The organism is Corynebacterium kalinowskii (assembly GCF_009734385.1).
Taxonomy (GTDB): Bacteria; Actinomycetota; Actinomycetes; order Mycobacteriales; family Mycobacteriaceae; genus Corynebacterium; species Corynebacterium kalinowskii.
In genome coordinates this window covers 1,119,668-1,131,586 of sequence record NZ_CP046452.1, presented here as the reverse complement: position 1 = coordinate 1,131,586, position 11,919 = coordinate 1,119,668, and the positions used below count along the sequence as shown (strand labels likewise).

The following is an 11,919-nucleotide window of genomic DNA, read 5'->3' as shown; positions in this document are numbered from 1 at the left end:
GGAGAGATTAGGCCTTTGGGCCAGCGAGGAAGACCAGGCGGAACTTGCCGATCTGAACCTCGTCACCGGTGGATAGAACCTGGGAGTTCTTTGGCTCACGGTTGACGTAAGTGCCGTTCAGGGATCCGACATCAACGACCTCAAACTCGCCATCGTTCATGCGGAACTCAGCGTGGCGACGGGACACGGTGACATCATCCAGGAAGATGTCAGACTCCGGGTGACGACCAGCCGTCGTGGTTTCCTGGTCGAGCAGGAAGCGGGAGCCAGCGTTTGGGCCACGCTTGACCACCAGCAGAGCTGCACCAGCAGGCAGATTGTCATTACCTGCTACCGGGGAGGTCGTGCCGGATTCCATTTCCTTCAGCAGATCAGCACGGAAAACAGAGGTGGTCTCGACTTGTGCGTCAGGAATCCCGGTGTTGTCGCTCATTATTTCTAAACCTCCTGGTTTCGAAGTACACCATCTAAGTAATGGCTCCATCATAGCGGTAGTTACTGCACCAAGTGCACCATCTGCCCCTAGTTTTAGCTAACGAATTGGATACCCGCTGCTTATCGGAACATTGCCCCGATGCCATTGATCAAGGAATTTCCCGATTCGGCAAGCGGGTTGTCCCCCACCATGTACGTCCACGTCGCGGACGGGCGGGCCAAGCCCGCATCGTCCAGGTGGGCGCCGGAGCCGTCGATAAGCACGCTCTCAAAGGTAGCTACGGCCTGGTCAACGGCCTCTTGTGCCAGCGTCTTGAACTCCGTGACGGCGATGCGGTGGAACTCGTCGAGCGGGGTTTCGCGGGCGATGGCGCGCAGGTGGATGGACTCGCGAACATCGTCGAGCAGGGCGAGGTGGTCGCTCCACCCACGATCGAGGTGGTACAACATGATGTCGCGGGCTGCCTGCTCCACCACGTGCTGAGGCAGCTCGGCCAGCTGAGCCGCGCGCTCCGGGCTACGGGCACTGAGCTCTTCCCAGGCGCGCGGGGTGTCCAGAAGTGCGCTGCGGCGTTCATCGATGATGGTGCGCTGGTCGGAGATGAGCTTGTTGTATTTCCAGGTCTGGGCGTGGATTTCCAGCAGTTGGCCTTCAGTGACGCGCTGGCAGTGGTCCACAAATTGCTGGGCGCGCTTGGAATCAATGCGCCCCGATGCGTCCGGGGTAAAAGTGTGGTTCTCCCCTTCGCCACCAGAGACGACGACATCGTCCTCGAGCGAGACGAAGAAAACCGAACTACCGGGATCCCCCTGGCGACCAGTGCGACCGCGCAGCTGATTGTCCAAGCGGGAGGACTTGTGGCGTCCGGTGCCAATCACAGCGAGGCCACCCAGAGCAACTGCCTGGTCGCGATCGGCTTCGTCGGCGCCGCCGAGGCGGATGTCCGTGCCACGACCAGCCATCTGGGTGGACACAGTCACTCGCCCGATATCGCCGGCTTCGGCAATGATCCGGGCCTCTTCCGCGTCGTTCTTTGCATTGAGCACCGTAGTTTCAATGCCGAGCTCGGTGAGCGCGTCCGCCAGGGCTTCCGATTCGGCAACGTCGTGGGTGCCCACCAAGACGGGTCGTCCCGTTTCACGCAGCGCAGCGATCTCCGCAACGATAGCGCGCTGCTTGTCTTCAGCCGTGGCGTAAATGCGGTCGGCTTCATCAAAGCGACGGAGCTCGCGGTTGCGCTCGATCACGGACACCCGCAGGCCGTAGAACTGGCGCAGCTGGTCAGTGGCTTCCACGGCGGTGCCGGTCATGCCGCACACCAGTGGATAGCGCCCCATGAGTGCCTGCAAAGTCAGGGAATCCAGAATGCGGCCACCGTCGGTGACCACCAGGCCCTCTTTAGCCTCCACGGCCGCTTGGATGCCATCGGGCCAGCGCTGCAGGTCGGCAACACGCCCCTTGGAGGCATCGATCAGCTGGACTTTGCCGTCGCGGACAATGTAGTGGACATCGCGAATGAGCAGCGCGCGGGCGTGCAAGGCGAGATTGACTTGGACCAGCGTGGTGCCGACGTGCTCGTCGTCGAAAAGCGAGGCGATGCCCAGGGCCTTTTCCACCCGGTGCGCTCCATCGTCGGTGAGGAAGGCGTTGCGGCCATCCGAATCGATGGTGAAGTCGCGTTTTTCTACTAAAGTGCGCACCACCTGGGTAATCTGTCCCGTCGGTGCAGTGCCTGGTTCAGCGCCTGCCAACACCAGAGGAACCAGGGCTTCGTCGACGAGCACGGAGTCGGCTTCGTCCACGATCGCGACGTCCGCGCCGTGCTGTACTGCCTGGTCGCGGGAGGTAATGAGCTGGTCGCGCAGCACGTCGAAGCCGATCTCGTTGACCGGCCCGTACACAATGTCGCAGGCATAAGCTTCTCGACGCGCAGTCGCATCCATCGCCTCCGTGATGCTGGCGACCGTCAGTCCGAAAAACTCGACGAGGGGTCGGTTCCATTCCGCATCGCGATGGGCAAGGTAGTCATTCACAGTGATGGCATGCACGCTTTTGCCCATGAGGGCATAGCCGGTGGCGGCCATCGCACCGACCAGTGTCTTACCTTCACCGGTGGCCATGTGCACGACGTCGCCTTCGAGAAGGCGCAGCGTGGCCTGGGACTGCACCGCGAACGGCTCGATGCCGAGCGTCCGCTTGGTCGCGATCCCCAGGATGGCAAGGAACTCAGCTGGGTCTTGCAGCGCACTGCCAGCGGTAACGTCGCGCGCACGCTGGGCGAGTTCGGCGTCACTGAGCTGGCCGAGTTCGTCCGTCGCGGCTTGCGCACGATCGACAATCGCCTGACTGCGCTTTTGATTTCGACCCGACTTTCCGCCGAGCGCCTTCCACAACCAATCCATCAGATGACCTTCTTTCCTGCTGCTTATTCCTCCCACTGTATCGCGCCCGCTCATTGCACTTGGGTAAGCCGGTCGCATTCAAACGCACTGATTCAACATTCGTTAGGATTGCTGTCGTTGCCCCATTCTTGCCCCTCACCCAAAGGGAGAAACCCAGTGCATTCGATCAGTGTGACCTTCCCCAGCAGCGCCGGTTACACCCTTGCTGGAACGATTGACCTGCCCGAAACCAAACCCCGTGCGTGGGCACTGTTCTCCCACTGTTTCGCCGGCAGCCGCTTTACCCCGGCCGCTGCTCGTACCTGCAAGTGGCTGGCCGAGCACGGCATCGCCTGCCTGCGCTTTGACTACCCGGGGCTCGGACAGTCTGAGGGAGACTTCGCGAATTCCTCTTTCAGTATGAATGTCGCTGACCTCAAGGCAGCAGCTCAGTGGCTGGCCGACAACTACGAAGCCCCAACCCTGCTGATCGGGCATTCCCTCGGCGGCGCGGTCGCTATTAAGGCTGCGACGGATATGCCGTCGATCCGCGCGGTGGCGACAATGGGCGCTCCGTTTGACCCTGCGCACTCCGTGCTGCACTTTGCGGACAAGATCGGCGAGGTTGATGAGACCGGCGCTGTACCCGTCACCCTCGGCGGGCGTGAGCTGACGATTTCCCGCAGCTACCTGGAGGACCTCGCTGATATCAATCCCGAGGCCTACATCGGGTTCATGCGCAAGCCACTGCTCATCCTGCACTCCCCGGTCGACCAGACGGTGGGCATCGATTCCGCGCAGAAGATCTACCTGGTAGCGCGCTACCCGAAGTCCCTGGTCTCCCTCGACCGGGCCGATCATCTCATGACTCGCGAGGGCGCCGCACAGCACGCCGCCAGCGTGATTTACACCTGGGTCCAGACCTATCTGCCTCCGGTGGAAGCGAACGAGCTTCCAGAGACCACCGCCGAGGCACGCTCCACGCAGTCGACCAAGATGAGCGCCGTTGTCCGCTCCGGCGGCCGGGAACTGTTTACCGATGTCCCACGCAGCGACGGTGGCAAGGACTTGGACATCTCACCTCTATCTCTCATGTTGTCTGCACTGGCCACGGACACGAACAATGCGGTGCGCGCCGCCGCTGCCGAACAGCGTATTCGCACGCTTGACGACGTCCACGTCACCGTATCCCTCGACGGCGACGCCATCACGCGTTCGGTGAAACTAGTCGGAGAGTTGTCCGGCGAGGAGCGCGCCCTGCTGGCAGCCGCGGTGGGTACCGGTGGCGTCGAAAAGCTGCTCGGAGCTGACATCAGGGACGAAATCCAGTGACCGTTTCAGACTCCGACCGCTGCCCCTGTGGCACCGGTTTCACATACGGCGAGTGCTGCGGTCGCTATCACCGCGGGCAGCCCGCACCCACAGCTGAGGCATTGATGCGCTCGCGCTATACGGCCTTCGTCACGCACGATGAGGACTACCTGCTGCGTACCTGGCACCCCGACACTCGGCCTTCCCAGCTCGGCTTCGACATCCCGCTGGAGTTCTACCGCCTGGATATTCTCGAAACCACCGACGGCGGGCCGTTGGACAGCACCGGAGCAGTTGACTTTGAGGCGTTCTACCGTGTCGATGGGCAGCGCGGCAGCCAGCGCGAGCATTCCACGTTCGTCCGCATTGATGGGAAATGGGTCTACCATGCAGAACATTAAAGTAGCGGCCGTCATTCTCCGCGACGAGACCGGACGAGTCCTCACCGTGCGCAAACGCGGGACTTCCCTGTTCATGTTCCCAGGTGGCAAGCCCGAGCCCGACGAGACTTTCGCTGATGCCGCTGTCCGAGAGGCGTACGAAGAGCTCGGCGTGCATCTCACCTCGCTCGCCCCTTATGGCTCCTTCACCGCGCCCGCAGCCAACGAGGAAGGCGCCACCGTCGAGGCCGAAGTATTCACCGCCGCGCTTCTCGACGCTCCATCGCCCGCCGCCGAGATCGATGAGATTGCTTGGGTTGACCCCGACTCCTCTCATGTCGCATTGGCACCACTGCTGGCCGAGGAAGTGTTTCCTACTTTGCGACCGGCTGTGCGCAAAGTAACCGTGTTTTGCGGATCGGCATCGGGCAACTCCCCGGCTTTCACATCCATGGCTTCCGAGCTTGGGTCGATTTTGGCTTCACATGGGATTGGCCTGGTCTACGGTGGCGGAAAAATCGGACTGATGGGCACCATCGCCGACGCGGTGCTAGCCGGTGGCGGTCATGTAGACGGAATCATTCCGGAGGGGTTAGCGAACAAGGAGCTTGCCCACAATGGAGTGCAGTCATTGGAAGTCGTGAACTCCATGCATGAGCGCAAGAGCCGCATGGCCGAACTTGGCGATGCTTTCATTGCCATGCCTGGCGGTGCCGGAACCCTGGAAGAGCTTTTCGAGGCATGGGTCTGGCAGATCCTCGGCATCCACAACATGCCCGTCGCACTGTACGGCCGCGACTTTTGGGCACCACTGATGGACATGCTGGAAAAGATGCGCGACCAAGGCTTCATCGCCCCGAACTTCGTCGATGCCTTGATTGTCGCCGATAACCCCACTGAGCTGCTGCGACGGATCCAGAATTGGACTCCGCCACGCGCTAAGTGGAGCTGATTTCTTCACGTATTTTCGTGTGTTGTAATCTGCTTCTAGTCTTGTTTTAAGGCAAGACGGACGGGCTGTGGCGCAGTTTGGTAGCGCACTTCACTGGGGGTGAAGGGGTCGTCGGTTCAAATCCGGTCAGCCCGACAAATTATTCGGAAATCTGTCTCTCCGCGACACAAACGCCTAAGTAATTGCAGGTACCTGCTGAGATACCGGTCAGATTTCGAGATCACTCTGGGTATCCTGATACCTATGCAAAGAAGAATGCCGCTCGCCGAAGGATTACTAGCCCTTATCGCGTTCATTGTCCTCAAGCAGCCGGGTACCAGTGATGTTCTCTTCACAGTGCTAGCCCTGCTCATCATTTGCAGTGTGTTGGCAGCAGTCCTCACTTTATTTCTCTCCGCGGAGAAAACCCGAACTCAATGGCTACTATTCGCAATTGGTGCTGTGCTGACACCGGTAGGTGCGTACTTCATGATTCAAGACGCAGGGGAACCCGTCATGTTCTCACTCGGAATATTGCTCTACTTAGGTGGTCCAGTGTTGATTTCAGCCCTATTCACTTTGATCCACCGAGCACTAAAGATCACACGCACATCTGAACTAACCTAGCAACGCTGGTATCTCGAAACCACAGGTCGTCTTTCCGTAAAATAAACCGAGTAATCTACTAACATGACTACCCCGCCCCGCTCACAAAGAGACATGCCACTGTTTAAGACTGAGCAGCAGCGCAGGGTCGCAGCGAGAGCCTTTGAAGCGGGTGCCGACACATATGCGGATATCAGGCCGGGGTATCCCGCAGAGGCATTGGAACTTCTAGAACACAGGCCAGAAGGACCGATCCTCGATGTCGGTGCAGGCACTGGAAAACTGACCGAACAGCTCAAGGGCGAGGTCTGGGCACTGGATCCGAGTCGGGACATGTTGGGGCAGCTGCGGGCGTCGATAAGCGTGCCCGCGTGGCAGGCAACCGCCGAGGACACCGCGCTCCCCGACGCCTCGGTCGCCGCAGTAGTGAGCGCACAGACATGGCACTGGGTGGATGTACCCCGGGCGAGCGCTGAGATGGATCGCATCATCGCGCCGGGCGGACCGCTGGTGTTGATGTGGAATACCCTTGATGTGCGTGTGCCGTGGGTGCATCGGCTGACGCGAATTATGCATGCCGGAGATGTCCAGAAGCCGGGATTCTATCCGGAGGTGGCGTTGCCTTGGTCGCTCGCGCGCGAAATCCGGACCGAGTGGCAGCAAGAACTGCAAGCGCAGGACCTGTTCCGGCTCATGGCGACGCGCGCGTACTGGCTCCGAAATGGCGAAAAGGTCAGGCAGAAGATGACTTCAAACCTGACCTGGTATCTCTACGAGCACCTTGGCTTTGCCCCGGAATTCGAGGTCCAGCTGCCGTACCGCTGCGATGCGTTTCGCTACGAGCGTTAGCCTGCGGGGTAGTAGGCGATGCGGGAGAACTGCTTATCGAAGGCAAAAATGCCGCGCGCTGCGCTCTGAATGTCGCGTGGCTCTGCTGCATTAGCGACGACCGAATGCTCCGACACCGTCTTGCCATCCACCAGCGAGATGGTGCGGATGACGTTGGAACCATCGGCATCGTCGCCGGCAACATAGGTGAGGCGCTCACCGTCGGTGACGGTGTTCTTGGAGACCACGCGAGATGGAATGCTCCAGGTGCCCGAGCTGATGCGGTCGTCCACAGTGTTGGCGATGTGGGTATCGCCAATGGTCTGCTCGATATCGACAACCATGGCGCCGTCGGCAGGCTGCGCAGCTTGCGCGGTAGCAGTCAGCGGAGCGCCGTCCTTGGTCAGCTCAATCTCGGCAGCCCCCATGGTGACCTTCACAGTGTCGCCAACGCGGATGGCAGCGCCTTCGCCCGGAATCATGGCTTCAGCGGAACGCGGAACCGCAACGGTCCACAGCCCGGCAGGGTTCTCTACCGTCCCGGCGGCAACTTCGATCATGCCAGCACCATTGGTGCGAGCCGAGTAAAGCACGCCATCGGCGAAACCAAACGCTTCTGGAGCAAAACCTGGGTTGAGGGCTGGGCCGAACGCGCCCGCACCTGGGTTGAACGGAGCCCACTCGCCCGCGTTCTGACGACATGGCACAGCGCCGCCGAGATCGACACGCTGACACTCCAGGGAGCGGTCCTGCCAGAGCAGGGAGCCATCAGTCATCGAAAACGCAGCGGTACCGGCTTCGTTGAGAACAGAACTACGCAGGCCGACGAGCATGACGTTGCCAACCTGAAGCGGTGCCACAGAGTCGGAGCCATACATCGGGCCGAGACGCATGCCGTCAATCTTCTCGTCGAGAGTGAGCGACCACGCTGCGCTCTGCGATAGGTCCGCAAGGCTGCCTTCCGTCTGGCCGTCAACCGCTGGCTTTACGGTGCCGTCAACAACCTGAGCTGAGGTGGTAGATGGGAACGCAGAAGTGAGCTCGGAAGTGGTGACGCCGGCGACTGCACTGAAGATGGACGTGTTGTTGCGGTGCTGCGTAGGCGAAATCGTATCCGCCTGGCTCACTGCGCAACCGGCTGCGGTCGCGAGAAGAACAGCTAGGCCCACCAGTCCGGCGCCGCGCTTGGCGACGGAGGGGCGTCGACGAGCTGCCGACGTTGCCATGGAGTGTTCTACGTTCATTCTTACCTTTTCTTGCTTTACAGAGTGCGAGTTTCAAAGTCTCGCTGTGCTTACAACTAGAAGATCGCTGAGGTTACAGATTCGTTAACACGACCACGAAAATTTTTTACCATTTCGTGACTTTGCACCCAAAACAATCATTATCCAGCCATTGAACTTGACTGATTGCAGAGTTGTATTCTTACCAATACTCACAATATGACCAGGCGTTTCACGTGAAACACACAAAACACTGGCTACTTTAGTCGCAACTTCATCAAAAGTCTCATTAGGATCACAAATTGGTCGTAGGTCAAGTTTTTAGACTTGCCTTTGCCTCCTTTTGATTAATGCCATGCTCACGTGCTCGTTGACTGTCACCCAATAGCGATTTTTCAAACCGAAAAGAATCTTGTCGATAGCAAACGTGCTTGCTGGCCGAATACACGAAAAACGGGTAGCGATCATTCAAGCCGAATGATCGCTACCCGTTTCAGTACTCAGATACCTTCGTTCAACACAAAGTGAAAGAACTACTTCTTTCCGCGCTTCTCACGCACACGCACAGCGATCTTCACCGGCGTGCCCTCGAACCCGAACGTCTCGCGGAACTTGCGCTCCAAGTAACGACGGTAACCAGCATCCAGGAAGCCAGTCGTGAACAGCACGATCACGGGCGGGCGAGTCGATGCCTGGGTGGCAAAGAGTACGCGAGGCAGGCGACCGCCGCGCATCGGTGGCGGATTCTGCGCGATAACTGCGCGGAGCCAGTTGTTGAGCTGCCCCGTAGTCACTCGCTGATCCCAAGACTCCAGTGCCTCGATCATCGCAGGCTCGAGGCGCTGCAACGCGCGGCCGGTGGCTGCAGAGATGTTAACGCGCTTTACCCACGGGACGTGCGCCAGCTGCAGGTCGATTTCGCGGTCGAGAAGTTCGCGTCGATCCTCGTCCACCAGGTCCCACTTGTTGAACGCGATGACCAGAGCGCGGCCCGAATCAATGATCATCGAGAGGACTCGCTGGTCCTGCTCGGAGATTTGCTCGGAGGCGTCGATAAGCATGACGCACACCTCGGCAGCGTCGATCACGCCGCGGGTGCGCAGCGAGGCGTAGTACTCGTGCCCCTGCGCGTTCTTGACCTTTTTGCGCAGGCCCGCGGTGTCAATGAACTTCCAGAGCTTCTGGTCGAGCTGGACCAGGGAGTCCACCGGATCTACTGTGGTGCCCGCGACATTGTCCACCACGGAGCGCTGCTCGCCGGAGATCTTGTTCAGCAGTGAAGACTTGCCCACGTTTGGTCGGCCGACGAGCGCCACGCGACGTGGTCCCTGAACGATCGATGGGTGGCGAGGCTCCTCAGGGAACAGCTCGAGGATTTTGTCCAGGACGTCGGCGCCGCCGCGGCCGTGCTGCGCAGACACTGGGAATGGCTCGCCGAGGCCAAGGCCCCAGAATTCGGCGACATCGGCAATCATGTTGTCCGAGTCAGCCTTGTTGGCCACCAGAATCACGGGCACATCGGCGCGCTGCAGGTTGGAAGCCATGACGGAGTCAGTTTCGGTGATGCCGACCTTGGCGTCGACGACCATGACGATCACATCGGCAGTCGCCATTGCTGTCTCCGCCTGGCGAGCGATCGCGCCGTGAATGCCCTTGGCGTCAGGGTCCCAGCCGCCGGTGTCCTGCACCCAGAAGCGCTGGCCAGTCCATTCGGCGAGGTAGGAGATGCGGTCACGGGTCACGCCCGGGTGGTCTTCCACCACTGCTTCGCGACGCGCCAGAAAGCGGTTCGTCAGCGAAGACTTGCCTACGTTAGGCCGGCCAACAATAGCGACGGTGCAGAGGTTTTCCTCTTCGAAGGTCGGTGCGAGACCGAATTCGCGCTCGACTTCTTCCCAATCTTCGTCGTCTTCAAAGTCATCCTCACCGAAGTCCGCCTCGCCGAACTCGGACTCGTCAAAGTCCTCATCGAGCTTGAAACCGAAGTCGGAAGCGTCGAAGTCGGAGGCGGCATATCCGCCGCCGGGAGCTACGACCTCGTCATCAGAGTAAGCCTTGTCAGCAGCGATCTCGCCACCTTGGGTGTGGTAGACGAAGGTAGTTTCTTTTTCTTCGTGAAGTTCATGATCCTTGGAGCTCATATGTTTATGCCCCTTCCTGTGCAGCGGATGCTGACACTCGCGTCAGCTCAATGAGTGAGTCGACGACCTGGTCGAATGACATGTCGGAGGTATCCACGATGGTCGCGTCCTCGGCAGGGCGCAGTGGGGACACTGCGCGGGTGGAATCAAGTTCGTCACGGCGTTCGACGTCGGCAAGCACTGCCTCGAAGTCAGCAGCACGACCGGCGGCAACATCCTGGTTGTAGCGACGTCGGGCACGAACCTCGGCGGAAGCGGTGAGGAAAATCTTCACCGGCGCTGTGACCAGGACAGTGGTGCCGATGTCGCGGCCATCAACGATGCAGCGATGCGCTTCAGCGGCCAATGCGCGCTGCAGTGCGACCAGGTTTTCGCGGACCTGCGGGTACGCCGACACCTGCGATACGTACTTAGTCACTTCGGGACCACGAATCTCGCGGGAGACGTCCTCACCGGAGAGCAAAACCTCGGTGGATGCTGGGTCGTCGTTCACCTGGAGTGGCAATGCGGCAGTGGCAGCAACGACGGCTGCTTCATCAGCAGGGTCAATGCCTTTGCGCAGCACGTGCAACGTGGCGACGCGGTACATAGCACCGGTGTCCAGGTACTTTGCATCCAGTTGGCGCGCAACAGCGCGGCACGCGGTGGACTTGCCAGCACCCGAAGGACCGTCGACGGCGACGATGAGGCCCTCTTCAGGCATGTTGGAGATCATCACATCTCCACCACCTTGTAGAGCGAAGCGAGCTCGGCGTCATTCAGCGCGCGGATGGCACCCGGGGTCTGCTCGCCCAGCTGCACAGTGTGGATCTTGGTGCGCACGAGGCGCTCGACCGGGAATCCAGCGGCCTTGAGCAGGCGACGGACGATGTGCTTGCGGCCTTCGTGAATGTCAACACGCACGATGGTCTTGCCCTGCCAGGTCTCAATGATCTGGGCGCTGTCGGCCTTGGCTGGGCCGTCGTCAAGCTCGACGCCATTTTTCAGGGTGCGGATGTCGGCTGGGCGCATTTCACCGATAACGGTGGCCAGGTAGGTCTTGTTGACCTCGTACGAAGGGTGCATGAGGCGGTTAGCCAGCTCGCCGTCGTTGGTGAGCAGGATCAGGCCTTCGGTGTTGGCGTCGAGGCGACCAACGTGGAAGAGGCGCTGACCGGCATCGAGCTTTTCGCCGACGATGTCGCCGATGCATGGGCGGCCCATGTCATCGCTCATGGTGGACTGCACGCCGAATGGCTTGTTCAGCACGAAGTACTGCAGGTCCTCGTTGATGCGGATGCGGACGCCGTCGACGCGCACGATGGCGGTGTCCGGGTCGATGCGCATGCCCTGGGTCATCACGATCTTGCCGTTGACCTCAACGCGGCCTTGATCGATCAGTTTTTCCGCCATGCGACGGGAAGCGACGCCAGCTTGGGCGAGCACTTTTTGGAGGCGAATACCGTCGCCCTCTTCAGCAGTTCCGAAGGAGTGATTATCGGAAACGTGCTGGTGGCGGGATGGTTTTGCCTTAGAGACATAGATGTCAGAGGCAGTTTGACGGGTAGCATTTTCGCCACGGCGCGGGCGAGAAGAGGTGCTTGGACCCTTGCGGGGCTGCCTTTTCTTATCCGGTGTGCCGTCTCGGCGAGCGGGTGTGGTCACGAAATGTGTCCTATCTATGAAGTTTGAAGTTACGCCCA

10 protein-coding genes and 1 tRNA gene are annotated in these 11,919 nt (G+C 60.1%); 5 read left to right on the top strand and 6 right to left on the bottom strand.

The features are described from left to right. Window positions 1-7: 7 nt before the first annotated feature. Together odhI and secA2 are read right to left on the bottom strand one after the other, a co-directional pair. Window positions 8-433 carry an oxoglutarate dehydrogenase inhibitor Odhl gene (odhI, locus tag CKALI_RS05295; protein WP_156192312.1) on the bottom strand — a complete coding sequence of 142 codons (426 nt, stop codon included), beginning with the start codon at window positions 431-433 and terminating at the stop codon, window positions 8-10. Window positions 434-555: 122 nt separating this feature from the next. Next, window positions 556-2,838 (bottom strand): accessory Sec system translocase SecA2, encoded by a 2,283-nt coding sequence (gene secA2 / locus CKALI_RS05290; RefSeq protein WP_156192311.1) that lies wholly within the window; start codon window positions 2,836-2,838, stop codon window positions 556-558. A 156-nt stretch (window positions 2,839-2,994) separates the two neighbouring features. Here secA2 and CKALI_RS05285 point away from each other — a divergent pair, with 156 nt between their 5' ends. The 5 genes from CKALI_RS05285 (at window position 2,995) to CKALI_RS05265 (ending at window position 6,894) form a co-directional block, all read left to right on the top strand. Further along, window positions 2,995-4,149 (top strand): bifunctional alpha/beta hydrolase/OsmC family protein, encoded by a 1,155-nt coding sequence (locus CKALI_RS05285; protein WP_156192310.1) that lies wholly within the window; start codon window positions 2,995-2,997, stop codon window positions 4,147-4,149. Then, complete coding sequence (locus tag CKALI_RS05280) at window positions 4,146-4,529, top strand: YchJ family protein (protein ID WP_156192309.1); 384 nt, start codon at window positions 4,146-4,148, stop codon at window positions 4,527-4,529. Before CKALI_RS05285 ends, CKALI_RS05280 begins: the two co-directional genes overlap by 4 nt. Further along, window positions 4,516-5,460: a TIGR00730 family Rossman fold protein gene (locus tag CKALI_RS05275; RefSeq protein WP_197079772.1), complete on the top strand. Its 945-nt coding sequence runs from the start codon at window positions 4,516-4,518 to the stop codon at window positions 5,458-5,460. The genes CKALI_RS05280 and CKALI_RS05275 overlap by 14 nt, the downstream gene beginning before the upstream one ends. A 61-nt stretch (window positions 5,461-5,521) precedes the next feature. Beyond that, window positions 5,522-5,595: transfer RNA gene (locus CKALI_RS05270), tRNA-Pro, on the top strand. Window positions 5,596-6,129: 534 nt separating this feature from the next. Beyond that, window positions 6,130-6,894: a class I SAM-dependent methyltransferase gene (locus CKALI_RS05265; RefSeq protein WP_156192307.1), complete on the top strand. Its 765-nt coding sequence runs from the start codon at window positions 6,130-6,132 to the stop codon at window positions 6,892-6,894. On the opposite strand, the gene CKALI_RS05260 is transcribed toward CKALI_RS05265, so the two are convergent. The 4 genes from CKALI_RS05260 to CKALI_RS05245 form a co-directional block, all read right to left on the bottom strand. Continuing rightward, entirely contained in the window at window positions 6,891-8,117 is a 1,227-nt protein-coding gene (locus tag CKALI_RS05260; RefSeq protein ID WP_156192306.1) for a hypothetical protein, read from the bottom strand. The two genes, CKALI_RS05265 and CKALI_RS05260, sit on opposite strands and share 4 nt — an antisense overlap. Before the next feature lie 512 nt (window positions 8,118-8,629). After that, window positions 8,630-10,237 carry a ribosome biogenesis GTPase Der gene (gene der, locus CKALI_RS05255; protein WP_156192305.1) on the bottom strand — a complete coding sequence of 536 codons (1,608 nt, stop codon included), beginning with the start codon at window positions 10,235-10,237 and terminating at the stop codon, window positions 8,630-8,632. Window positions 10,238-10,241: 4 nt separating this feature from the next. Beyond that, the gene (gene cmk / locus CKALI_RS05250; protein WP_156193663.1) at window positions 10,242-10,952 is read right to left on the bottom strand and encodes a (d)CMP kinase; all 711 of its coding nucleotides are present in this window, start codon (window positions 10,950-10,952) and stop codon (window positions 10,242-10,244) included. Then, window positions 10,952-11,881 (bottom strand): pseudouridine synthase, encoded by a 930-nt coding sequence (locus CKALI_RS05245; protein ID WP_156192304.1) that lies wholly within the window; start codon window positions 11,879-11,881, stop codon window positions 10,952-10,954. The genes cmk and CKALI_RS05245 overlap by 1 nt, the downstream gene beginning before the upstream one ends. Window positions 11,882-11,919 lie beyond the last annotated feature (38 nt).